This is a genomic window from Actinokineospora sp. UV203 (assembly GCF_056323665.1).
In genome coordinates this window covers 4,366,338-4,389,229 of the sequence record NZ_CM150484.1, presented here as the reverse complement: position 1 = coordinate 4,389,229, position 22,892 = coordinate 4,366,338, and the positions used below count along the sequence as shown (strand labels likewise).

At 69.2% G+C, this 22,892-nt stretch carries 20 protein-coding genes; 4 read left to right on the top strand and 16 right to left on the bottom strand.

From position 1 onward, the window contains the following. Positions 1 to 20 precede the first annotated feature (20 nt). From pyrE to ACUZ2Y_RS20875, 5 genes are all read right to left on the bottom strand, one after another. Entirely contained in the window at positions 21 to 584 is a 564-nt protein-coding gene (gene pyrE, locus ACUZ2Y_RS20895; protein ID WP_476321391.1) for an orotate phosphoribosyltransferase, read from the bottom strand. A gap of 23 nt (positions 585 to 607) precedes the next feature. Beyond that, positions 608 to 1,426 carry an LURP-one-related family protein gene (locus ACUZ2Y_RS20890; protein ID WP_476321389.1) on the bottom strand — a complete coding sequence of 273 codons (819 nt, stop codon included), beginning with the start codon at positions 1,424 to 1,426 and terminating at the stop codon, positions 608 to 610. Between the two features lie 173 nt (positions 1,427 to 1,599). Then, complete coding sequence (locus ACUZ2Y_RS20885; RefSeq protein ID WP_476321387.1) at positions 1,600 to 2,379, bottom strand: SDR family NAD(P)-dependent oxidoreductase; 780 nt, start codon at positions 2,377 to 2,379, stop codon at positions 1,600 to 1,602. A 50-nt stretch (positions 2,380 to 2,429) separates the two neighbouring features. Next, entirely contained in the window at positions 2,430 to 3,122 is a 693-nt protein-coding gene (locus ACUZ2Y_RS20880) for a type III secretion system chaperone family protein (RefSeq protein ID WP_476321385.1), read from the bottom strand. Positions 3,123 to 3,182: 60 nt separating this feature from the next. Continuing rightward, positions 3,183 to 4,418, bottom strand: coding sequence for a PucR family transcriptional regulator (locus tag ACUZ2Y_RS20875; RefSeq protein ID WP_476321383.1), 1,236 nt, complete (start codon positions 4,416 to 4,418; stop codon positions 3,183 to 3,185). A 107-nt stretch (positions 4,419 to 4,525) separates the two neighbouring features. On the opposite strand from ACUZ2Y_RS20875, the gene ACUZ2Y_RS20870 reads away from it, so the two are divergent. Further along, entirely contained in the window at positions 4,526 to 5,362 is an 837-nt protein-coding gene (locus ACUZ2Y_RS20870) for an SGNH/GDSL hydrolase family protein (RefSeq protein ID WP_476321381.1), read from the top strand. A gap of 156 nt (positions 5,363 to 5,518) precedes the next feature. Here ACUZ2Y_RS20870 and clpB read toward each other — a convergent pair whose 3' ends face one another. The 3 genes from clpB to ACUZ2Y_RS20855 form a co-directional block, all read right to left on the bottom strand. Beyond that, positions 5,519 to 8,113, bottom strand: a complete 2,595-nt coding sequence (gene clpB, locus ACUZ2Y_RS20865) for an ATP-dependent chaperone ClpB (RefSeq protein ID WP_476321379.1) — start codon at positions 8,111 to 8,113, stop codon at positions 5,519 to 5,521. 363 nt (positions 8,114 to 8,476) lie between these two features. After that, positions 8,477 to 8,917 (bottom strand): MarR family winged helix-turn-helix transcriptional regulator, encoded by a 441-nt coding sequence (locus ACUZ2Y_RS20860; RefSeq protein ID WP_476321377.1) that lies wholly within the window; start codon positions 8,915 to 8,917, stop codon positions 8,477 to 8,479. 34 nt (positions 8,918 to 8,951) lie between these two features. Continuing rightward, positions 8,952 to 9,353 carry a hypothetical protein gene (locus tag ACUZ2Y_RS20855; protein ID WP_476321375.1) on the bottom strand — a complete coding sequence of 134 codons (402 nt, stop codon included), beginning with the start codon at positions 9,351 to 9,353 and terminating at the stop codon, positions 8,952 to 8,954. Positions 9,354 to 9,580: 227 nt separating this feature from the next. Between ACUZ2Y_RS20855 and ACUZ2Y_RS20850 the strand changes: the two genes are divergently transcribed. Beyond that, complete coding sequence (locus tag ACUZ2Y_RS20850) at positions 9,581 to 10,756, top strand: FAD-binding oxidoreductase (protein WP_476321373.1); 1,176 nt, start codon at positions 9,581 to 9,583, stop codon at positions 10,754 to 10,756. Between the two features lie 314 nt (positions 10,757 to 11,070). Next, entirely contained in the window at positions 11,071 to 12,690 is a 1,620-nt protein-coding gene (locus ACUZ2Y_RS20845) for a TROVE domain-containing protein (protein WP_476321371.1), read from the top strand. 484 nt (positions 12,691 to 13,174) lie between these two features. On the opposite strand, the gene ACUZ2Y_RS20840 is transcribed toward ACUZ2Y_RS20845, so the two are convergent. The 8 genes from ACUZ2Y_RS20840 to ACUZ2Y_RS20805 all read right to left on the bottom strand — a co-directional run bounded on the left by ACUZ2Y_RS20840 (position 13,175) and on the right by ACUZ2Y_RS20805 (position 20,427). After that, entirely contained in the window at positions 13,175 to 13,600 is a 426-nt protein-coding gene (locus ACUZ2Y_RS20840; protein ID WP_476321369.1) for a heat shock protein transcriptional repressor HspR, read from the bottom strand. Further along, positions 13,597 to 14,769: a molecular chaperone DnaJ gene (dnaJ, locus tag ACUZ2Y_RS20835; protein WP_476321367.1), complete on the bottom strand. Its 1,173-nt coding sequence runs from the start codon at positions 14,767 to 14,769 to the stop codon at positions 13,597 to 13,599. The genes ACUZ2Y_RS20840 and dnaJ overlap by 4 nt, the downstream gene beginning before the upstream one ends. 20 nt (positions 14,770 to 14,789) lie before the next feature. Further along, positions 14,790 to 15,431 carry a nucleotide exchange factor GrpE gene (grpE, locus tag ACUZ2Y_RS20830; RefSeq protein WP_476321365.1) on the bottom strand — a complete coding sequence of 214 codons (642 nt, stop codon included), beginning with the start codon at positions 15,429 to 15,431 and terminating at the stop codon, positions 14,790 to 14,792. Continuing rightward, the gene (gene dnaK, locus ACUZ2Y_RS20825) at positions 15,428 to 17,287 is read right to left on the bottom strand and encodes a molecular chaperone DnaK (protein ID WP_476321363.1); all 1,860 of its coding nucleotides are present in this window, start codon (positions 17,285 to 17,287) and stop codon (positions 15,428 to 15,430) included. The genes grpE and dnaK overlap by 4 nt, the downstream gene beginning before the upstream one ends. Positions 17,288 to 17,508: 221 nt before the next feature. Next, the gene (locus tag ACUZ2Y_RS20820) at positions 17,509 to 18,282 is read right to left on the bottom strand and encodes a DUF4097 family beta strand repeat-containing protein (protein ID WP_476321361.1); all 774 of its coding nucleotides are present in this window, start codon (positions 18,280 to 18,282) and stop codon (positions 17,509 to 17,511) included. Between the two features lie 100 nt (positions 18,283 to 18,382). Then, positions 18,383 to 19,453 (bottom strand): alpha/beta hydrolase family protein, encoded by a 1,071-nt coding sequence (locus ACUZ2Y_RS20815; RefSeq protein ID WP_476321359.1) that lies wholly within the window; start codon positions 19,451 to 19,453, stop codon positions 18,383 to 18,385. Between the two features lie 78 nt (positions 19,454 to 19,531). Next, a complete protein-coding gene (locus ACUZ2Y_RS20810) occupies positions 19,532 to 20,104 on the bottom strand; it encodes a TetR/AcrR family transcriptional regulator (RefSeq protein ID WP_476331976.1) in 573 nt (190 codons plus the stop codon). Beyond that, positions 20,101 to 20,427 (bottom strand): DMT family transporter, encoded by a 327-nt coding sequence (locus ACUZ2Y_RS20805; RefSeq protein ID WP_476321357.1) that lies wholly within the window; start codon positions 20,425 to 20,427, stop codon positions 20,101 to 20,103. Before ACUZ2Y_RS20805 ends, ACUZ2Y_RS20810 begins: the two co-directional genes overlap by 4 nt. Before the next feature lie 148 nt (positions 20,428 to 20,575). On the opposite strand from ACUZ2Y_RS20805, the gene ACUZ2Y_RS20800 reads away from it, so the two are divergent. Then, the gene (locus tag ACUZ2Y_RS20800; protein ID WP_476321355.1) at positions 20,576 to 22,819 is read left to right on the top strand and encodes a (Fe-S)-binding protein; all 2,244 of its coding nucleotides are present in this window, start codon (positions 20,576 to 20,578) and stop codon (positions 22,817 to 22,819) included. Positions 22,820 to 22,892: the final 73 nt, after the last annotated feature.

Sequence of the window (22,892 nt, the reverse complement as noted above, 5' to 3'; positions counted from 1 at the left end):
GATCGGGAGGACGCGCCTGGTCAGAGGCCTAGATCGGCGAGATCGAGCAGCGAGCGGTACGGCAAACCCCTGGCCTCGATGGCTTCGCGGGCCTCCGTGCCCCGGTCGACGACGGTGGCGACGCCGACGACGATCGCTCCGGCCTCTTCCAGGGCGTCGACAGCGGTCAGCACGCTGCCGCCGGTCGTGGACGTGTCCTCGACCGCCAGTACCCGCTGGCCGGCGACCTCGATGCCCTCGATGCGGCGCTGCATGCCGTGTTCCTTCAGCGCCTTGCGCACGACGAAGGCGTCGAGGACCTCACCGGCGTTGGCGGCGGCGTGCATCATCGCGAGGGCCACCGGGTCGGCGCCGAGGGTGAGGCCGCCGGCGGCGACGTAGTCCCAGTCGGCGGTGGCCTGCCGCAGCAGACGGCCGATCAGGGGGGCGGCGGCGTGGTGGAGGGTGGCCCGGCGGAGGTCGACGTAGTAGTCGGCTTCCTTGCCGGACGCCAAGGTCACGCGCCCATGGACAACGGCCAGTTCGGTGACGAGACGGGCCAATTCGCGCTTGGCGGTCAGGTCGACACTCGGAGCGGTTCGCACAGGTCGTCAGTCTCTCACGTGGTTCAGCCGAGGCCGCGGCTGTCCTGCTTCAGCGCCGTGTCGACGGTGAGCGCGGACGCCACGACCATGCTGATCAGGGGGTCTTGGAGCGGGCGGTGGATCTGCAGGACGTAGTTGTCGGCGTTGGTGAACAGGGTCTTGGCGAAGCCCTCGAACGTCTTGGTGATCCGCGCCACCTCGGCGCCGGAGTGGTCGAGCACGGCGAAGTTCCACGCCCGCCAGTTCTCCGCCTGAATGCCACCGATCTGCTGACCGTTGACCATGAACGAGAACCGGATCTTCCCGAAGACGTTGTCCTGGACGATCTCGCCGACCGGCTGCCCGTCTGGCCGCTCGACGATCATCCGCGACTTGAACACCTTGCGCGGCCGGGTCAGCGCGAGCACCGGCTGGTGGTTGGCGTCGCGGACCTCGAAGCGGTGGGTGAAGAACTGGTCGTACTCGCCGAGGAACCGCACGACCTTCTTCAGCGTGCTCTGCCCGACCTGCGCGACGAACCCGACCGGGCGCCCGTGCTGGTCGAAGACCGAGTACTCGGACGCCATTTCAATCAGTTTTACTTTCTGATTGACGACCAGCACCGGCTCGGTGAACAGCGTTCCGCCGCCCTGCCCGGCCTGACCGACCCCGGCCTTGCGCTGCTGCTCTTTGATCCGGTTCGGATCGTGAGCGCCTTCGAGCGACAGCTCCCACGCGCTCGCGTCGCTGCGCGCATGCTGCTGGGCGGGCTGGGTCTGGGCGGTCCACTGGGTGCCGTCCCACCAGCGCAGGACGTTCGACCCAGGGTTGTCCGGGTACCAGCCGGGCTGCGGGTTCGTCATGGCCTGAGCCTAGGTCCTGTCCTGTGAGTCCGGTGCGCGGGATTCGTGATCCGGGTGGTTCCTGGACGCGCCGGGGCGATGCCGCTCGTACCGGGTTGTACTTGGGCTTCGCGCCGGTGCGGCCAGGGGCCGCCCGGGCGCGAATAGCGCGTGCCGGACTCGCAGGACAGGACCTAGCCTCGGCGGCGTCCCTTGGCGGCCCGCTTCTGCAGGACGCGCAGCAGGCCGCGCGGCAGGACCTTGGCGACGCCGATCAGCGCCTTGTACTGCAGCCCGGGGATGGACCGCGACCGCCCGGACACCAGGTCGTCGAGGCACTCGGCGGCGACCCGGTCGGCGTCGAGCCAGAGGAACTCCGGGATGGCCGAGACGTCCTCGCCGACCCGCTGGTGGAACTCCGTGTGCGTGAAGCCGGGACACAGCGCCACGACCCGGACGCCGGTACCCGCCAGCGACGACGACAGCCCCTCCGACAGCGCGGTCACGTACGCCTTCGTCGCCGCGTAGGCCGGGCCGGTGAAGGGGAAGAACCCGGCGACGCTGGACACGTTGATCACCCCGCCGTGGCCGCGGTCGATCATGCCCGGCAGCGCCGCGTGGGTGAGCCGCATGACCGTGGTCGCGTTGACGTCGAGCTGCGACTGCAGGACGTCGATCTCCGCCTCGGCGAACGGGGTGGCCGTGCCATACCCGGCGTTGTTGACCAGCAGGTCGATCGGCCGGGACGCGTCGGCGAGACGGTCCTCGACCCGCTTGCGCGCGCGGGTGGTGGCCAGGTCCGCGGTCATGACCTGGGTCAGGATGCCGTGGGCGGCGGTCAGCTCGGCCGCCGTCGACTTGAGGCGCTCGGTGTTGCGGGCCACGAGCACCAGGTCGTATCCGGCCTTGGCGAGGTTGCGGGCGAATGCGGCGCCGATGCCCGCGGTGGCACCGGTGATGAGCGCGGTAGGCATGCGATCAACCTACTGGGTGGTAATGGGGATGTGGGAGGTCCGCTTCCGGCTCAGCTGTTGTCGTCGATCTGCCGGACGCTGTGCAGTCCGGGCGCCGATTCGGTCTCGGCGTCGAACGGGTCGACGACGTCGGCGATCTCGCCGACGCCGCGCAGCAGCCGCTCCAGCCGCGACGGGCTGGAGTTGGGCGCGGCGGCGGCCAGGACCCAGCCGTCCTCGATCCAGGCGACGGCGATGTCCGGGCCGATCTCCTCGGTGGCGTCGACCAGGTCCGGGGTGATCAGCGCGCGGGCGCCCGCGATGTCGGAGACGAAGGCGTAGCGCTGGCCGACCGGGCCGAGCAGCTCCGGCATGTGCTCACGCTGGAACGGCGTGCTCGGGATCCACAGCTCGACCACGACCGGATGCACCCGACGGCACTGGACGGCGACGATGACCGTGTTGACCCGGCCGCCCATCTCCAGGTCGAAGACGTAGACCCGGCGCCTGCCGTCGGCGGTGAACGTCGAGCCGGTGACGACGTCGCGGGCCACGCCGTCGCCGTAGTAGGCGATGGCGCCGCCGCTCCACTTGCTCGGCAGGACGTGGTCGGTCTCGGCGAACTGCCAGCCGCGCAGGGCCGCCCAACGGTGTCGCTCGCGGTTTCTCGAGGTGAGACGAGCGCGATCGCGCAGCAAGAAAAGGCCGCCCGCGACGAACGCGACCGCGGCGATGACGAACCAGACCCACGCGGGTATGCCCACGTCTTGCAGCGTAGTCGTCAGGCGCGCGGGTTCAAGATCACGGGTGGTGTGGCTGAAGGTTTATCCGTGAACGTTGGTCGCGTCGAGGGCGGACAGGGCCGCGCGGATCGACAGGAGGTCCTCGTGCCGGGCCACCTGCAGGCCGGTCAGGCCGGCGATCTTGCGCAGCCGGTAGTCGATTGTGTTGGGGTGAACACGCAACTGGGTGGCGGTCTGGCGGCGGTTGAGACCTGTGTCGAGGAAGACCCGCAGGGTCGGCAGGAGGTCCGGTTTGTCCGCGACGGGGGCGAGCAGCGACGCGAGGTGGTCGCGGGCCGGGCTGGGCCGGGTGAGCTGGTATTCGAGGAGCAGGTCGGCCAGCCGGTAGATGCCGGGGGGCTTCGCGTAGATCATCGCGACCTCGCGGAGTTCGCCCGCGAGCCGCGCCGCGTCCGGGACGCCGGCCGGCTCGGTGGCGACGACACCCGCGACGACCGGCGCGCCCGCGGCCTTGCTCAACGCGGCGGCGAGCACGTCAAGCCTCGACCAGTCCTCGGGGGAGGTCGAGGCCGCAGCGGTGTGGTGGGGGATCAGGGCCAGGCCGCCGTCGACCGACAGCATCGACAACACCGGCTCCCGTGACCGGCGGTCGAGTTCGGTGCGGAGCCTGCGCAGCTTCCGGCGGCCGGCCACGCCGGGGTCGACGCCCGCGATGGTCTCGTCGGGATGCTTGCCGATGGACAGGCTGACCACGAAGTAACCCGGGGGCAGTCGGGTGCCCGCGACCTCGGCGGGCAGGCCGCCGTCGAGCAGGGTGGCGAGCAAGGCCTGCCGGGCGCCGTGCTCGTCACCGAACATCGACTGGCGCTCGCTGAGGTAGCCCGCGGCGACGGCGCCGGTGGTCAGGCGCAGGTAGTTGAACAGCAGCCGGTGCGCCTCGAACACCGATTTCAGCTCATCCGGCTGGACCTCGGGCTCGACGAACTCGAAGCAGGCCTGGGCGCCGAGGTGGTAGGCGCCGATCACGGCGTCGATCGGCAGGCCTTCCTCGGCGCGGCGGGCCGCGGACTCGCGCACGATCGCCAGATCCGCGGGGTCGGGCAGCGTCCCGGTGCGCAGGACGGTGAGGAACAGGCGGATGGCCTGTTCGATGATCCGGGCGACGTCGCCCGACAGCTCCTCGGCGGGCAGCCTGCTGTAGACGTCGAGCCCGCCGACCAGCCGCTTGATCACGAACGCGGTCAGTTCCGGGAGCTGGGAGCTCAGCCGCGAGTGCAGGGGCGTGCCGCCGAAGACGATTCTGTTGTGATCGGTCACAAGTTTCCTCCGAAACTTTGGGCCAATCTCCCAGCGCCCACCAGGGATTGTGTCCACCACCATGTGACCAGGAGATTACTCGCTAGTAACACAGAATGGAGCACCCAATGCTGGTGCGACGGCTCAGCCTGGCCCTGGCGGTCACCGCGGCCACCCTCGCGGTGGGCATGCCGGCGGTGGCTGACGACACGATCGACTACGTCGCCCTCGGCGACTCGGCGGCCGCCGGACCGCTCATCCCGAACCAGGACATCAACCTCGCCTGCCTGCGATCGGACAACAACTACCCGGCCGTCGCGGCGAAGGCCCTTGGCGCCCGGCTGACCGACGTCTCGTGCTCCGGGGCGAAGATCACCGACTTCACCGGCCGCCAGTTCGGCTTCCTCCCGCCGCAGTACGACGCGCTGAACTCGGGCACGGACCTGGTCACGCTGACCATCGGCGGCAACGACATCGGCCTGGTCCAGGCGGCGCTGGGGTGTATCAACCTGCTCCCCGAGCCGTTCGGCTTCTCCTGCGCCGACCGGTTGAACGCGGGCGGCAAGGACTCCCTCGGCACGGCTATCGCCGCGTGGGCCCCGCAGTTCGGCCAGGCCCTCGACGCGATCCGGGCGAAGGCGCCGAAAGCGAAGATCGTCGTCGCCGGCTACGGCACCTACATCCAGCGCGACGGCTGCTACCCGATCCAGCCGATCTGGGCGCGCGACGCCAACTACATCCAGGCGTCGGTGGACAAGCTGAGCGGTGTTTTGCGCGACCAGGCCGCGTCGCGTGGAGCGACGTTCGTCGACCTCGCGGCGGTTTCGGTCGGTCACGACACCTGCGCGGCACCGTCGAATCGGTACCTCGAAGGCCTGATCCCGACCACAGCCGCCGCGCCGCTGCATCCGAACGCCCAGGGCATGGCCGCCTTCGGCACCGCCATCGCGGCGAGCGTCCGCTAGGGCCGACCCGTACCTCAACGGGAGAGCTGGAGCGTGGCCGACATGTACCACCCGACGCCCAGTGGCCACGCCAACGGCTTGGCGTACCTGCTGCGCCAGGTGATCGACTAGCCGACGATAGGGCCGCCCAAGGGGTACGGCCCTATCGTCATGCCGTCAGTCGGCGCGGCCGACCGTGAGGGCGGTGTTGTCGTCGGCGATGTCGACCCGCACCGTGTCGCCGTCGCGGATGTCGCCGGACAGCAAGGCCTTCGCCAGCTGGTCGCCGATCGCCGAAGACACCAGCCTGCGCAGCGGGCGGGCGCCGTAGACGGGGTCGAAACCGTTGAGCGCCAACCACTCCCGTGCCGCCGGGGTGACCTCCAGGTTCAGCCTGCGCTGGGCGAGCCTGCGGCCAAGTTTGGCGACCTGGATGTCGACGATCGACGTCAGCTCCTCGGTGGCCAGCGAGTGGAACACCACGACGTCGTCGAGCCGGTTGAGGAACTCCGGCTTGAAGTGCCGCTGCACCACCGACATCACGGCGTCCTTGCGGTGCACCTCGTCGAGGTTGGCGTCGGCGATGATCTGCGAGCCGAGGTTCGACGTCAGCACCAGGATCGTGTTGCGGAAGTCGACCGTGCGGCCCTGGCCGTCGGTGAGCCTGCCGTCGTCGAGGACCTGCAGGAGCACGTCGAAGACGTCCGGGTGGGCCTTCTCCACCTCGTCGAGCAGCACGACGCTGTACGGGCGGCGACGGACCGACTCGGTGAGCTGGCCGCCCTGGTCGTAGCCGACGTAGCCGGGAGGGGCGCCGACGAGACGGGCCACCGAGTGCTTCTCGGAGTACTCGCTCATGTCGATGCGGACCATCGCCCGCTCGTCGTCGAACAGGAACTCCGCGAGGGCCTTCGCCAGCTCCGTCTTGCCGACGCCGGTGGGGCCGAGGAACAGGAACGAGCCGGTCGGGCGGTCCGGGTCGGACACTCCCGCGCGGGCGCGGCGGACCGAGTCGGAGACAGCACGCACGGCTTCGGCCTGGCCGACGACCCGCGAGGCGAGGGCGTCCTCCATCCGGAGCAGCTTGTGCGTCTCGCCTTCGAGCATCCGGCCCGCGGGGATGCCGGTCCACGCGGAGACGACCTCGGCGACATCGTCGGGGCCGACCTCCTCTTTCAACATCACCTGCTCCCCAGGCTGGGTCGCGGTGGCCTCGGTCGCGGCGTCGAGTTCCTTCTCCAGCGCGGGAATCCGGCCGTAGCGCAGCTCAGCCGCCCGGCCCAGGTCGCCGTCGCGCTCGGCCCGCTCGGACTCGCCGCGCAGCGACTCCAGTTGTTCCTTCAGTTCGCGGACGCGGTCCAGCGAGCCCTTCTCGTTCTGCCAGCGGGCGGTCAGACCCGCCAGGTCCTCCCGCTTCTCGGCCAACTCGGCCCGCAGTGCGGCGAGCCGCTCACGGGAGGCGGCATCGTCCTCTTTGGACAATGCCATCTCCTCGATCTCCAATCGGCGGACCGCGCGCTCGACGCCGTCGATCTCGACCGGGCGGGAGTCGATCTCCATGCGCAGCCGCGACGCCGCCTCGTCGACGAGGTCGATCGCCTTGTCCGGCAGGAAACGCGCGGAGATGTAGCGGTCGGACAGGGTGGCGGCGGCGACCAGCGCGGTGTCGGTGATGCGGACACCGTGGTGGACCTCGTAGCGCTCCTTGAGGCCCCGCAGGATGCCGATCGTGTCCTCGACCGACGGCTCGCCGACCAGGACCTGCTGGAACCTGCGCTCCAGCGCCGGGTCCTTCTCGATGTGCTTGCGGTACTCGTCGAGGGTGGTGGCGCCGACCATCCGCAGCTCGCCGCGGGCCAGCATCGGCTTGATCATGTTGCCCGCGTCCATCGCACCCTCACCGGTCGCGCCCGCGCCGACGATCGTGTGCAGCTCGTCGATGAAGGTGATCACCTGGCCCGCGGACTCCGTGATCTCCTTGAGCACGGCCTTGAGCCGCTCCTCGAACTCGCCGCGGAACTTCGCGCCCGCGACCATCGAACCGAGGTCCAGGCCGACGACGCGCTTGCCGCGCAGCGACTCCGGCACGTCACCGGCGATGATCCGCTGGGCGAGGCCCTCGACGATCGCGGTCTTGCCGACACCGGGCTCACCGATGAGGACCGGGTTGTTCTTGGTGCGGCGGGAAAGCACCTGGACCACCCGGCGGATCTCGGCGTCGCGGCCGATCACCGGGTCGAGCTCGCCCTTGCGGGCGCGCTCGGTCAGGTCGAGGCCGTACTTCTCCAGCGCCTGGTAGGTGCCCTCCGGATCGGGGCTCGACACCCGCGCGGACCCGCGCACCTTGGCGAACGCCTCCCGCAGCGCGTCGGCGCCCGCGCCGTGCCGCCTGAGGACCTCGGCGACGTCGCCGCCCTCGGCCGCGAGCCCGACCAGCAGGTGTTCGGTGGAGACGTACTCGTCGCCCATCTCGGTGGCGAGCTTCTGCGCGTGCGTGATCGCCCGCAGCGCCTGCTGCGCGAGTTGCGGGGAGGACACGGTCGCGCCGGTCGCCGAAGGAAGGGCGCGGTGCAGCGGCTCCAGCTCCTTGCGGACAGTCTCGGGATCGGCTCCGACGGCGGTGAGCAGTGGGGCGGTGAGCCCGTCGCTCTGCGCGAGCAGCGCGCTGAGCAGGTGCACCGGGCGGATGTCGGGGTTGCCCGCCGTCGAGGCGGACTGGGCCGCCGCGGAGATCGCCTGCTGGGTCTTGGTCGTCGGATTGAACGCGTCCATCTGCCACCTCGGGTCGTACGTTCGCCAGTCACCGGATCCAACGCGCGAAAACTTGAGTCAGTTCCACTCAACCTTAGGACGTGGACCACTTCCGGTCATGCCGAAACGACCAGGTGTTCCGCCGCCAAGCAGGTCACTCACCCGTCGCAACGGCGCTGTCCACACCCGATGCCCAGTTATCCACAAAGCCCAGGAGGCTATCCACAGGCGGCTGTGGGTTTCGTCCACAAACGGACGCACCCGCCGAAAGGAAGCCGCCAAGTGGGTGGCATCTCGATGGGAGTGATCACACTGTGGCGATCAAACCGGCTGTACGCAGCGGAAACGTCGGGTGTCGAAGAGGTCGCCGCAAAGTGGAGCTGATCACAGGTCGGCGTTCAGCTTGCCGAGAAGGCGGGAGAACTCGCTCAGATCGTCGGTGGACCATTTGCCGAACATGGCGCGCAGCTTCTGCCAGCGGTCGTTGCGCACCTTCGCCAGCCGCTCCGAGCCGGTCTCGGTCAGCTGGACGAGCCGGGCGCGGCCGTCGGACGGGTCGGGCACCCGCTCGATCAGCGCCAACTCGGTCAGCCGGGCGATCTGCCTGCTGACGGTGGACTTGTCGAGACCCGTGCGCTCGACCACGTCCGCCGCCCGCACCGCGCCGATGTCGTTGAGGTGCAAGAGAAGGGCGTAGGACGCGCCGTCGAGGCCGGGGTGCACCTTGGCCGCGAGGGTCAGCGAGACGCTGCGCGCGCGGCCGAACAGTTTCGACAGTTCGGATTCGAGCGCCTGTGCGGCCTGTTCGCGCGCGTTCTCGGTCACGTGCGCCCTTTCGTCCCGGTCGAGTCACGGAACGTTATCGTCCGGTCGCTCGCTCGTGAACGTAGGTCTCGTGTACGTCGACCAGCACCCACCGTTCCGGGCCCGCGAGCTCGGCCGGAAGATCATCTCGCGCGACGGAGTGGGCGCGGCCGTTGATGTGCAGCCCGCGGACGGTCGGCCCGAGATCGATCAACAGGATCCCGACGCGGGCGCCGTCGGGCAGCGGTTCGGTCTCCGGGTAGGCGAGCCTGCGATCGTCGATCACCCGGATGAACCCGGGCGGCCCCTTCCGGACCACCTCGGCACAGCCGCCGTCGGCGTCGGCGGTGGCGATGTAGGCCATCGAGACCCCGCCGATGAACTCAGCCGCCCGATCGTCCAACGGACCGTGCGAAGCGCAGAGGTCGGCAGCCATGAACGCGAGGTCGTGCCACACCCCGCCACCGTTTCACGAGGATCAGCCGAAAGCGACATCCGCCGACCGTACGTCCCCCATTAGGCCGTAGTTAGATCACCAAGCGTGAGGATACGGCACACCTTAGGGTGATCTTCGCGGCTCTTCCATGGAATCGGACTACGCTGAACACTCCGTCGGGGGACGTCGCTCTAGTACCGTGTTGCCAGGCTTAACCGGCGCCCGAGAGGTGGAGTCACCCCCCGATCATGACAGCCAACGCCCTGGTGAGCCCCATCCCAAGCTCACAGCCTCGGACCGACTCGCCCACCGCAGTGTCGACGATGGTGCGGCTGGTCCGGGAGAGCTTCGCGGTGGTGGAGCCCCGCGCCGGAGAGGTCGCACAGTTCTTCTACGGGATGCTCTTCACCATCGAGCCGTCCGCCCGCGAGATGTTCCCCGCGAACATGCAGGTCCAGCGGTCCCGCCTGCTGCGTGCCCTGGTGCACGTCGTGCAGATGGTCGACCGGCCCGACGACCTGGTGCCGTTCCTTCAGCAACTTGGGCGTGACCACCGCAAGTTCGGTGTCATCAGCTCCCACTACGAAGCCGTCGGGATGGCGCTGATCTCGTCGGTCAAGAAGTTCGCCGGCCCCGCGTGGACCGACGAGGTCGAACGCGCCTGGGCCGAGGCGTACACGATCATGGCCCGCTCGATGCTCGACGCGGCCGCGGCCGACGAAGGGCCCGCGTACTGGCCCGCCGAGGTCATCTCGCATGAGCGGATCGGCTGGGAGATCGCGATCGTGCGGGTCCGGCCGCACTACCCGGTGCCGTATCTGCCGGGGCAGTACGTGAGCGTCGAAGTCCCGCAGCGCCCCCGGTTGTGGCGGTACCTCACCCCGGCCAACGCGCCGAGACCCGACGGGACCATCGACTTCCACATCCGCGGTGTCGAAGGCGGCTGGGTCAGCCGGTCGATCGTGGCGCACGCGAATGTGGGCGACACATGGAAGATGGGTCCGCCGATGGGGCGGATCAGCGTTTCCCGCGAGACTTCGCGCGACGTGCTGATGGTCGCCGGCGGGACTGGGGTCTCACCGATGCGGGCGATCATCGATCACCTGTCGCAGTGGGGGCAGAATCCTCACGTCCACCTGTTCATCGGTGGGCGGATCGAAGAGGATCTCTATGACGTTCCCGCGCTACAGAGCATTGCCGCGGTGAATCCGTGGCTGACTGTGGTGCCGGTGGTGGAGGAATCCGGGATTCCTGGGACAGAGCAAGGGACTTTGGCGGACGTGGTGACCCGGTATGGGGCATGGGGGGATCGGGACGTGCTGGTGTCCGGATCTCCCGGGATGATCCGGGCCACTGTGTCGCGGATGCTCGTGGCGGGCACTCCGCTGGACCGAATCACGTACGACCCGTTCACCGTCGATTAGGCGAGCCGAAAACCAGGCGCGGACTGACCGGGCGCATTGCTACGGTTGCACCGCACTCCCGGTGCGTAGCCCGCGGCTACTTCCTTCAAAGAACAACACCGCGAGCGATTTGATCTCGGGGGCGACAACTTCAGATGTGCCCGGTGCGCAGGTAGCGGTTACTTCCATCTTTAAATGGGCGGGTTGCGGGTTCGAGTCCCGTTCTCGACTTTGGGTCGAGGTAGCTCAATTGGTAGAGCAGCTTGTCACCGTCACCGACTTCGATCTCGGGCCTCTCTGAAAGTTGGCCGCTCCCGCATTTATGGGGGCTTATCGTGAGCAAGTTCAACACCACCGCCGCGCGACCGGCGGTCACCTCGCCGATCTCCGGCGAGCACACGCCGTCGGGCGTCACCCACGAGGGCGGCGCGGGGTACGCGCGGGACACGAAGTCCGAGCTGTTCCTGCTTGCCGTGACGAACATGGTCGGCGAGAACACCTTCTACGAGCCTGGCGGCAGGCGCGACGAGCGGTACGCCCAGCTCGTCGGCCAGGCCGCGCTGACCGACCCCGAGTGGACGGCCCGGTTCCTGCGCTGGCTGCGCGCCGAGGCCAACATGCGCACCGCATCCCTTGTGGGCGCGGCGGAATTCGTCCGCGCCCGACTCACCGCTGATCAGCCGAGCGGCCAGGGGCCCAGCAACCGCTCGGTCATCGACAGCGTGCTCCTGCGTGCCGACGAGCCCGGGGAGATGCTTGCCTACTGGACGTCCGTGCACGGACGCAACGTCCCCAAGCCCGTGAAGCGTGGCATCGCCGACGCCGTCCGCAGGCTCTACGACGAGCGCGCGCTGCTGAAGTGGGACAGCGCCGCCCGCGGCTACCGCATGGGTGACGTCATCGACCTCGTCCACCCGAACAGCGACACGCCCGCCCAAGGCGAGCTGTACAAGCACGCCCTCGACAAGCGACACAACCGCGGCAACCCCATTCCGGACAGCCTCGCCGTGCTTCGGGCGCGTGCGGAGCTCACCGCGGTCCCTATGGCGGACCGCCGCGGCCTGCTTCACGCGGACAAGGCCACGCAGGTCCTGCGCGAGGCCGGCATGACGTGGGAGTCGCTGGCCGGGTGGCTACAGGGCCCGCTCGACGCCCACGCCTGGGAGACGGTCATCCCGACCATGGGCTACATGGCGCTGCTGCGGAACCTACGCAACTTCGATGAGGCCGGTGTCTCCGACGGTGTCGCCGAGGGGGTCGCCGCTCGACTCGCCGACCCCGTCCAGGTCGCCCGCTCGCGACAACTGCCGATGCGGTTTCTCTCCGCGCACCGCGCCGCGCCCAGCCTGCGGTGGGGCCATGCCCTGGACAAGGCGCTCACCGCGTCCCTGGACAACGTGCCCAAGCTCGGCGGGCGCACCCTGATCCTGGTCGACACGTCGAGTTCCATGGACTCCGGGTTCTCCAAGGATGGAACCCTGAAGCGGTGGGACGCGGCGGCGGTCTTCGGGATCGCACTGGGCGGGCGCTGCAAGAACGCCGAAGTCGTGTCGTTCTCGTCCGCGCGGTACTACATGAACGACCCTGCCGGGCCGAAGACGAAGCCCTTCGCGATGCGGAAGGGCGAGTCGCTGCTGCGGTCGGTCGACCGGTGGAAGAGCGGTGGGTACTTCCTCGGCGGTGGCACGGATACCCCGGGCGCCATCGCCAAGCACCTCCGCCGCGGGTTCCACGATCGGCTCGTCATCATCACCGACGAGCAGGCTGGGGGCGGCGACGTGCATGACGTCGTGCCCGACACGGTGCCGCTCTACACGTGGAATCTGGCCGGGTACCAGCACGGGCACGCGCCCAGCGGCAGCGGCAACCGGCACACCTTCGGCGGGCTCACGGACGCCGCGTTCCGGATGATCCCGCTCCTCGAAGCCGGGCGAAGCGGGGACTGGCCGTTCTGATCCGGTGCTTTCCGTTGTGATCCGGCGCTTCCCGTTTGATCCGGTGTGTCCCGGTTCTGGTCCGGTGCGTCAGCGGCGGGGCTGTGTGGGTGGTTCGCCGGCTGGCCCTGGCTGGGGTGCCTGTTTGGGTGGTTCTGTTCTGCCCCTTGCGAATCAGGGTGGTGGGGGGCACTTAGATAGGCCGTTCGGTTCTGCTCCAAGCGTTCCCCCGGTGGTGACGGGCCACTTAGACAGACCGTTCCGTTCTGCCCCAAGCGTTCCCCCGGTGGTGACGGGCCACTTAGACAGACCGTTCCGTTCCGCTCCAAGCGTTCCCCCGGTGGTGACGGGCCACTTAGACAGACCGTTCCGTTCCGTTCTTCCCCAAGCGTTCGTGGGGTGGCCGCCACCCGAAATGGGTCATTTGGATCGGCGCGTTGCGTTTGTGGGGCCTGGGTGGCCTGAGCCCTTCTGGGCGGGGCGCCGCCGTGCTTGCGTCGTGAAGTCAGCGGCGGGGCTGGGGGCGCCAGACCACCAGGGCCGTCTGTTGGCGCACTGGGACCAAGTCGTTTCGGTATGACTTGTGGATGGCGGCGGCTGCCTGCTCCGCGGCGGCGTAGGCCGAGGCCAGCTCCTGGGCCAGTTCCGAGATGCGGTCGCGCAGGGCGTCGACTTCGTTTTCCAACTCGATGACGCGCTTGATGCCCGCGAGGTTCACACCGTCCTCTTGGGACAGTCGCTGGACCTCGCGGAGCAGGGCGATGTCGCGCATTGAGTAGCGGCGGCCGCCGCCGGAGGTGCGGCCTGGGGAGACCAGCCCCTGGCGGTCGTAGCTGCGCAGGGTTTGGGCGTGCAGGCCCGATAGCTGGGCTGCCACCGAGATCACGAAGACCGGGGTGTCCTCGTCGGCCCCGGGCGGGAAGGGGTTCATGACTCCCTCGCCTTCTGCACCATCGCCGTCAGCTCCGGGCGCGGGTCGTGCGCGTTGGTTGCCGCGGCGTACGCCTCGAGGGCGGACTTTGCGGCGTCGTCGAGCGTGGGTGGGACGGTGACGGCCAGTGTGACCAGCAGGTCTCCTGCTTGGCCGTCGCGCTTGACCACACCCTTGCCGCGGACGCGCAGGACACGGCCCGGCGTGGTGCCGGGGGTGACGCGCAGCGAGACCGGGGCGTCGAGGGTGGGGACCGTCAAAGTCGTGCCCAGGGCCAGTTCGGGGTAGGTGACCGGCACCTTCAAGGTGAGGTCGTTGCCGTTGCGGCCGAAGACGGCGTGCGGGGTGACGTGCACGCGGACGTACAGGTCGCCGGCGGCCGCGCCCTGGCGGCCGGGCTCGCCCTGGCCCGCGAGGCGGATGCGCTGGTCGTCCTCGACGCCCGCGGGGATCCGCACGGTGAGGGTTCGGGTCTTGGTGCTGACGCCCTCGCCGCCGCAGTCGGGGCAGGGGTCGTCGATGGTGCGGCCGGTGCCGCGGCAGTCGCGGCACGGCTCGCTGAAGGCGAAGGCGCCCTGACTGCGGCTCACCAGACCCACACCACCGCACGTCGCGCAGATCTTGGGGCTGCTGCCCGGACGGGCGCCGGAGCCGTGACAGGTGTCGCATGTGGACGGACTGGACAGTCGCAAGGGGACGGTGGCGCCCTTGACCGCTTCGACGAAGTCGATGCGGACCTCGGTCTCCACATCCGCGCCGCGCCGGGGGCGGTTGCCCGCGGCGGTCGCTCCCGCGCGGGTGCGGCCGAACAGGTTGCCGAGCAGGTCGCTGAAGCCCCCGCCGCCGAACCCGCCCTGACCGGGCTGGCCTGCGAAGTCGAAGTCGAACCCGCCGCCACCGCCGCCGAAACCGCCGGGGCGGAAACCGCTGGAGCCGAACATCGACCGGGCCTCGTCGTACTGCTTACGCTTGTCCGGGTCGCCGAGGACGCCGTAGGCCTCCGACACCGACTTGAACTTGGCCTCGGCGTCGGTGTTGCCCGGGTTGGCGTCCGGGTGCAGCTCGCGGGCGAGCTTTCGGTACGCCTTCTTGATTTCCGCGTCGCCGGCGTCGGAGGAGACGCCAAGCTCACGATAGAAGTCCTTGTCGATCCAGTCCCTAGCGCTCACCGGACGTCTCCTCCTTTCGCTCAGTTCTGTTCGTCGGCCGGTTGGTCGACGATGACCGGTCCGGCCTCGGCGTCGGTGACCGCCACCAGCGCCGCGCGCAGGGTTCGGTCGCCGAAGCGGTAGCCGCGGCGCAGGACGCCGGTGACCGTCGGGCCCGCCACGTCCGGGGACGTGTTGTGCTGGACGGCTTCGTGCACCGACGGGTCGAACGGCTCGCCCTCGTGGCCGAACGGTTCGAGGCCCGCCTTCTGCAGCGCGGCCGCCAGCTTCTCGGCCACCGCCTTGAACGCGCCGGTCAGGTCGCCATGGGCGCCTGCCCGCTCGATGTCGTCGAGGACCGACAGCATCTCGTTGACCACCTGCGCCTTGGCCGCGGTCGCGACGACCTCGCGGTCGCGGTCGACGCGCTTGCGGTAGTTGGCGTACTCGGCCTGCAGGCGCTGCAGGTCGGCGGTGCGCTCGTCGAGCTGCGCCTTGAACTCCGCTGCCGGGTCGAGTTCGTCGACCTGGACGGGCTCAGGCTCAGGCTCGGGGGCCGCATGGGCGGGCGCCGCGGCGTCGTCGGAGGCTGTGCGGATCTGCCCGGTCTCCGGGTCGATCCGTCGCCGATCACGCACCACGACCTGCGGCTCCTCGCCGTCAGAGCTGTGCTGATCGGTCACTTCTTCTCCTTGTCCTCGTCCACGATCTCGGCGTCGACGACATCGTCGGCACCGTCGGCCGCGTCAGCCTTAGGCGCCTCGGTCGAGCCGTCGCCCGCGGCCGCGTCCGCGCCGGTGTTGGCGTAGAGCGCCGAACCCATGGCCTGGGACTCGGTCGCGAGCTTCTCCATCGCGGCCTTGATGGCCGGGATGTCGGTGCCCGCGAGCGCGGTGTTGGCCTCCAGGATGGCGGCGTTGACCTTCTCCTTGGCCTCGGCCGGGATCTTCTCGTCGTTGTCCTTGACGAACTTCTCCGTCTGGTAGACGAGCGTCTCGGCCTGGTTGCGGACCTCGGCCTCCTCGCGGCGCTTCTTGTCCTCTTCCGCGTGCGCCTCGGCGTCCTTGACCATGCGGTCGATGTCGTCCTTCGGCAGCGCGGAGCCGCCGGTGATGGTCATCGACTGCTCCTTGCCGGTGCCGAGGTCCTTCGCGCCGACGTGCACGATGCCGTTCGCGTCGATGTCGAAGGTGACCTCGATCTGCGGCACGCCACGGGGGGCGGGCGGCAGGCCGGTCAGGTCGAAGGTGCCGAGCTTCTTGTTGTCCGCGGCGAAGTCGCGCTCACCCTGGAACACCTGGATGCCCACGGTGGTCTGGTTGTCATCGGCGGTGGAGAAGATCTCCGAGCGCTTGGTCGGGATGGTGGTGTTGCGCTCGATGAGCTTGGTGAACACCCCGCCCTTGGTCTCGATGCCGAGCGAGAGCGGCGTGACGTCGAGCAGCAGGACGTCTTTGACCTCGCCCTTGAGCACACCGGCCTGCAGCGCGGCGCCGACGGCGACGACCTCGTCCGGGTTGACGCCCTTGTTGGCCTCGCGGCCGCCGGTCAGCTCCTTGACCAGCTCAGCCACGGCGGGCATGCGGGTGGAGCCACCCACGAGCACCACGTGGTCGATCTCGCCGACGGAGACGCCCGCGTCCTTGACGACGTTGTTGAACGGCGCCCGGGTGCGGTCGAGCAGGTCGGCGGTGATGCGCTGGAACTCGGCCCTGGTCAGGTTCTCGTCCAGGAACATCGGGTTCTTGTCGGAGTCGACGGTGATGTAGGGCAGGTTGATGTTGGCGCTGTTCGAGCTGGACAGCTCGATCTTCGCCTTCTCCGCGGCCTCGCGGATGCGCTGCAGCGCCATCTTGTCCTTGGTCAGGTCGATGCCGTTGCTCGCCTTGAACTTCTCGACCAGCCAGTCGACGATGCGCTGGTCCCAGTCGTCGCCGCCGAGGTGGTTGTCGCCGGAGGTCGCGCGGACCTCGACGACGCCGTCGCCGATCTCGAGCAGCGAGACGTCGAACGTGCCGCCACCGAGGTCGAAGACCAGGATGGTCTGCTCCTTGGCGCCCTTGTCCAGGCCGTAGGCCAGGGCGGCCGCCGTGGGCTCATTGACGATGCGGAGCACGTTGAGGCCGGCGATCTGACCGGCTTCCTTGGTGGCCTGCCGCTGCGCGTCCTCGAAGTACGCGGGGACGGTGATCACCGCGTCGGTGATCGTCTCGCCCAGGTAGGACTCGGCGTCGCGCTTGAGCTTCATCAGCACGCGCGCGGAGATCTCCTGCGCGGTGTAGGCCTTGCCGTCGATCTCGGCGGTCCGCCAGTCCTCGCCCATGTGCCGCTTGATCGAACGGACCGTCCGGTCGACGTTCGTCACGGCCTGGTTCTTGGCGGGCTGGCCGACCAGCACCTCACCGTTCTTGGCGAACGCGACGATGGAAGGGGTCGTCCGGGATCCCTCCGAGTTGGCGATAACCGTCGGTTCACCGCCCTCAAGGACGGCGACGACGGAATTGGTCGTCCCCAGGTCGATGCCGACCGCTCGCGCCATGGTGTTTCCTCCTGCAGTAGCTGTGGTGCGTTCTCTAGAGTTGAGCGTACCGGACTCAGTTTTCAAACTTGAGCCGTCCTCACTCAACCTTCCTGCAGGCCCAACGAGCGAGTCGGTCGCCTTGTTCCCGGTGTGACGGCCGCCTCGCGAAGCCGCCCTACGCACGGGTGCACCACCGCCACGGGTGTGACGGTGGTGCGTGTGTTCCCACGTGACCCGGGTCAGCCGAATCGGATCGACACGTCGCCGCTGTCGGCTTCCACATCCACCAAGTTGGCCGCCGCGACATCGCTGCCGATGCCGTTGTCCAGGTCGCCGCTGTCCACCACCGCGTTGACGCGGTATCTCCCCTGCGGCACGACGACCTGGACCCGGCCGCTGTTCGCCCGGGCCCGGACGTTCCCCACCTCGACCAGCGCCACCTCGATGCTCCCCGACGACGCCCCGATGTCGGCCGAGCCCCCCAGCCCGACCGCCTTGACGCTGCCGGAGGAGACGTCGACCGCCACGTTGTCCCCGATGTCGACGAGCTCGACCCGACCCGAGTCGGCCGCCACCGTCACCTTCCCGGCCACCTTGCGCACCGTCACGTTCCCCGACCCGGCGGACACGTTGACCGATCCGGCGCCCTCGATCTCCACATCCCCCGAGTCGATCTTGCCGCTGACCGTCACCCCCTCCGGGACGACCACGTCGTAGTCGACCCAGCAGTTCCGGACCGGGCAGGACTCCAGGATCAGCACGTCGCCGTCGACCCGGTGCGTGGCGCCCGGCCGGTCGGAGTTGTGGTGCACCTGGCGGTGGACCCTGGTGGTCCCGCCCGTCCGGATCTTGACGGCCCCCGAGTCGTTGGCCACGAGGACGGAGCGGATGGTCTGACCCACGGCCTCGTTGTCCGCGTACCGCTTGGTGACCATTCCGCAGGCCCCCGACAGCAGCACCGCGCCCGCCACCCCCATGGCGAACACCCCCTGCAACAACGCTTTCCGCGCCATCCCGTCCCCCTCAACCTCGTGCCTCGACTGCGGAGAACGCTAGTGATCAGCGGCCGCCGCGGGCATCAGGAATGCCCCCGACTCGACCCGGGGGTTATCCCTACCTCCACTCCTGGATCTCGGGGTAGACCGGCTGGGTCACCGGGCGGCCCTTGAGGTGCCGGTCGAGGAACGCGACCAGCAGCCCACGGGTGATCTCCACGCTCCGCGTGCCGCTCAGCTCCGGGTCGCCGGGTAAGCCGAGCTGCTGGCCCAGCAGCGGGAAATCGGTGAACGACAGGTGCCCGGCACGAGGCAGCGTCACCCAGCGCCGAGGCCCGGTCAGCACCTGCCAAGCCCGCGCCCAAGTCGTGTCCTCGGTCGCGGCCGGAGTGTGGTCATCGGTGCCGACCAGAAGAAACGGGCGGTCCAAGCCGGTGGCCGGCGCGAAGAACGTGCCGTCGAGGTTTGCGCCGACGAGCACCCGCGGATCGGTCCGCATGGTCTCGGCCGCCGCGTTGCCGCCGATGGAGTGGCCCGCCATGCCGATTCGCGAGCGGTCGATCACCCGGGCGTGCCGCCAGGACCGGAGCCGGTCGAGCACGAACGACACATCCGCCGCGCGTCCCTCGGCGATCGCGGCGAACTTCCCCTCCCGTACCGCGTCACACGCGACGCACGGCTGGACTCGACCATCGGGGTAGGTGATCGCCGCCGCTTCGTAGGCGTGGTCGACGACGGCGACGACGTAACCCTGGGAGGTGACCTCCTCGGCGAGCGCCGACAGCGTGGCCCGCGGCAGGCTGAACCCCGGCGACAGGACCACCAGCGGAAACCGCCGCGGGACCGGGACCGCGTCGACTCGCGCGTGCCTTCGTGTCGCGGCGACCACGGCCGGGTCGATCCCCGTGTAGCCCTGGATTTCGATCACCGCCTTCGCCTCGGCCTCACTCAGATACGGCGCGCGCGGCCCGAGCCGGGCGAGAGCGGGGTAGTGGACCGAGACCATCAGCTCGCGCGGTCCACCCGCCCACTGGTCGACGCGCGAGGAATCCACGAGATGCAGGGTGTCCACCCCGACCAGGTAGCGGCCGGTGGGCGGGGATAGCTCGAGCCGGGCCGGATCGGCGGTGGCTGGGCTGACCAGAGCGACGACGGCGAGAAGGGCGCCCATCAGGGCTTTCTTGATCACCTGATCAACGTTAGGCAGATCGGGACGCGCCCACATCGGTCCCTGGATGGAGTCGGCGTAGGCCTTTGGTCGTAGGACCTACCGCAGCGGGGCGAGCAGGTGCTCCACCACCGGCAGCAGCTCGGCCGCGGTGGGTGGCTCGTCGTCGATGAGGCCCTGCATGAGCATTCCGTCGACGCCGGCGAGGAAGGCGCGGAAGCCGACCTCGTCGGGGTGCCGGGCCAGGCTGGTGAGGACGTCGAGCCACATCCGGGCGGCCGGGCGCAGTTCGGGGCGGCGGGCGGCGAGCAGGTAGAGCTCGTACTCGGCCATCGTGCGCCCGCGCCGGGGCCCGACGGCGAAAGCCAGCATCTCGGCGACCGCGGCGGCCGGGTTGCTGCCTTTGATCCGGCTCGACTCGATGAGGACGCGTGCCTCTGCCGCCATGCTCTCGGCCGACCAGGTCAGCGTGCCCACGAGCAGGTCGTCGAGACCGGCGAAGTGGTACGTGATCGACGCCGGGGGCACGCCCGCCTCGCGCGCGACCGACCGGTGGCTCACGCCGACGACGCCTTCGGCCTCGATCACCCGCAGGGTCGCCTCGACGATCTCCGTGCGCCGCCGGTCGCCGCGCGCCTTGCGGCCGTCGACCCGGCGGTACGAGCGGGTCAGTGCGTCCGCCCGAGTTCGAGCAGCAGCACGCCGCCGATGACCATCGCCAGGCCGAGGCCCATGGTCAGGTTGAACGGCTCGTCGAGGAACAGCGCACCGATGACCGCGACGGCCGCGACGCCGACCGCCGCCCAGATCGCGTAGGCGACGCCGACCGGGAACCCTTGCTTGAGCAGCCGGGCCAGCGCGGTGAACGCCACGCCATATCCGACGATCACGACAACCGAGGGGAACAGTTTTGTAAAACCATCCGAGATCTTGAGCGAGATGGTCGCCGTCACCTCGCCGACGATCGCCACGGCGAGCAAGATGAGCGGATGCATTTCGCCAAACTACCTGAACACACGTCCCAGTAGTTGCCGAGGTGTGCGCCACACTTGGCCGACTTAGGCTTCGCTAAGTCGGTTACCGACGAGTAAGAACAGCTAAGGTCCCGAGTTCGATCGGGAATCGAGGGAAGGTCACCGCCACATGGGTGCCGTGCAGTTGACACTGGGTCTGGTCGCCGTCGCGGTCAGCCTCGTGGCCTGGAGCATGTTCGTTCGCACTGTCGGGCGGATGGTGAAAATCGTCCGCCTCGGACAGCCGGACGCCACGCGCAACGGCCCGTTCGTGCCGCGCATGACGAACATGTTCGTCGAGTTCGCCGCCCACACCCGGATGAACAAGTTCCGGCATGTCGGCCTGGCCCACTGGCTGGTGATGTGGGGCTTCCTCATCGGCTCCGCGGCGCTGTTCGAGGCCTACGGCGAGGTGTTCGTGCCGACCTGGGGCTGGCCGATCCTCGACAACATCAGCCTCTGGCACCTCCTGATGGAGCTGCTCGGCATCGGCACCATCCTCGGCGGCTTCGCGCTGGTGATCATCCGCCAGCTCAACCACCCGCGCCGGGCCGACCGGCAGTCCCGCTTCCAGGGCTCGAACTTCCGGCAGGCGTACTTCGTCGAGTTCGTGGTGATCTTCGAGGGCATCGGCATCCTCGGCGTCCGCGCGGCCAAGGCGGCGCTCGGCGCGCACGAACTGCCACTGTGGGCCGCGTTCGTCACCAACCCGATCGGCGACCTGCTGCCCGCCAGCCCGAACCTGATCTCCGTCCTGGCGTTCGTCAAGCTCATGGGCGCGATGATCTGGGTCTACGTGGTCGCGAAGTACATGACCATGGGTGTCGCGTGGCACCGCTTCAGCGCGTTCTTCAACATCTACTTCAAGCGTGAGGCCGACGGCGGCGTCGCCCTCGGCGCGATGAAGCCGATGATGTCCGGCGGCAAGGTGCTCGACCTGGAGGAAGCCGACCCGGAGGTCGACGCGTTCGGCGCGGGCAAGGTCGAGGACTTCTCCTGGAAGGGCTGGCTCGATTTCACCACCTGCACCGAGTGCGGCCGCTGCCAGTCGCAGTGCCCCGCATGGAACACCGGCAAGCCGCTGTCCCCGAAGCTGCTGATCACCCAGCTGCGCGACCACGCCTACGCCAAGGCGCCGTACCTGCTCGCGGGCGGCAAGAAGGACATGGCGGGCGACGAGATCGGCCTGACCGACCACTCGAACGTCGACGTCCTCGCGCTGGCCGAGGCCGAGCGCCCGCTGATCGGCGGCGTCGACGAGCTCGGCGTCATCGACCCCGAGGTGCTGTGGTCCTGCACAACCTGCGGCGCGTGCGTGGAGCAGTGCCCGGTGGATATCGAGCACGTCGACCACATCGTCGACATGCGCCGCTACCAGGTGCTCATCGAGTCGAACTTCCCGTCCGAGCTGGGCGGCATGTTCAAGAACCTGGAAAACAAGGGCAACCCGTGGGGCCAGAACGCCAAGGACCGGCTCGCCTGGACCGAGGCCCTGGACTTCGAGGTGCCGGTCTTTGACGGTGAGCTCGCCGACGACACCGAGTACCTGTTCTGGGTCGGCTGCGCGGGCGCGTTCGAAGACCGCGCGAAGAAGACCACGCAGGCCGTCGCCGAGCTGCTGCACATGGCCGAGGTCAACTACGTCGTGCTCGGCACCGAGGAGACCTGCACGGGCGACCCGGCCCGCCGCGCGGGCAACGAGTTCCTGTTCCAGATGCTCGCGCAGCAGAACGTCGAGGTCATCAACTCGGTGTTCGAGGGCCGGGAGAAGGGCAAGCGCAAGGTCGTCGTGACCTGCGCGCACTGCTTCAACACCCTGGCGAACGAGTACCCGGAGCTCGGCGGGCAGTTCGAGGTCGTGCACCACACGCAGCTGCTCAACCGGCTGGTGCGGGAGCGTCGCCTGGTGCCGGTGGCCCCGGTCGCCGAGGACGTCACCTACCACGACCCGTGCTACATCGGCCGCCACAACAAGATCTACGAGGCGCCGCGTGAGCTGGTCAGCGCCGCGGGCGCGAACCTGCGGGAGATGCCGCGCAACTCCGACCGCGCGATGTGCTGTGGCGCGGGTGGCGCGCGGATGTGGATGGAGGAGCGGGTCGGCAAGCGGATCAACGTCGAGCGCGTGGACGAGGCGCTCGGCACGGCTCCGTCGAAGATCGCGACCGGCTGCCCGTTCTGCCGCGTGATGCTCACCGACGGCGTGACCGCGCGCAAGGCCGACGGCCTGGCAGGTGAACACGTCGAGGTCATCGACGTCGCGCAGCTGCTGCTGTCGTCGGTGAAGCGGGCGCCCGCGCCGGTGCAGGACATCCCGACCGACGTGACCCCCACCGGCACGCCGCTGCCGGACGAGGACAACTCGACCGTCTGATCCACGAGGCGAAGGGCGCGACCGAAGTCGGTCGCGCCCTTCGCTGTGTTCAACATATGGAAAGACGGTTCCG

What these genes read in the sequence shown, in the direction of transcription:
- ACUZ2Y_RS20805 (WP_476321357.1), bottom strand. Translation starts at nt 20,427, where the DNA reads ATGCATCCGCTCATCTTGCTCGCCGTGGCGATCGTCGGCGAGGTGACG.
- ACUZ2Y_RS20870 (WP_476321381.1), top strand. Translation starts at nt 4,526, where the DNA reads ATGCTGGTGCGACGGCTCAGCCTGGCCCTGGCGGTCACCGCGGCCACC.
- ACUZ2Y_RS20890 (WP_476321389.1), bottom strand. Translation starts at nt 1,426, where the DNA reads ATGACGAACCCGCAGCCCGGCTGGTACCCGGACAACCCTGGGTCGAAC.
- clpB (WP_476321379.1), bottom strand. Translation starts at nt 8,113, where the DNA reads ATGGACGCGTTCAATCCGACGACCAAGACCCAGCAGGCGATCTCCGCG.
- dnaK (WP_476321363.1), bottom strand. Translation starts at nt 17,287, where the DNA reads ATGGCGCGAGCGGTCGGCATCGACCTGGGGACGACCAATTCCGTCGTC.
- ACUZ2Y_RS20850 (WP_476321373.1), top strand. Translation starts at nt 9,581, where the DNA reads ATGACAGCCAACGCCCTGGTGAGCCCCATCCCAAGCTCACAGCCTCGG.
- ACUZ2Y_RS20840 (WP_476321369.1), bottom strand. Translation starts at nt 13,600, where the DNA reads ATGAACCCCTTCCCGCCCGGGGCCGACGAGGACACCCCGGTCTTCGTG.
- ACUZ2Y_RS20800 (WP_476321355.1), top strand. Translation starts at nt 20,576, where the DNA reads ATGGGTGCCGTGCAGTTGACACTGGGTCTGGTCGCCGTCGCGGTCAGC.
- ACUZ2Y_RS20820 (WP_476321361.1), bottom strand. Translation starts at nt 18,282, where the DNA reads ATGGCGCGGAAAGCGTTGTTGCAGGGGGTGTTCGCCATGGGGGTGGCG.
- ACUZ2Y_RS20885 (WP_476321387.1), bottom strand. Translation starts at nt 2,379, where the DNA reads ATGCCTACCGCGCTCATCACCGGTGCCACCGCGGGCATCGGCGCCGCA.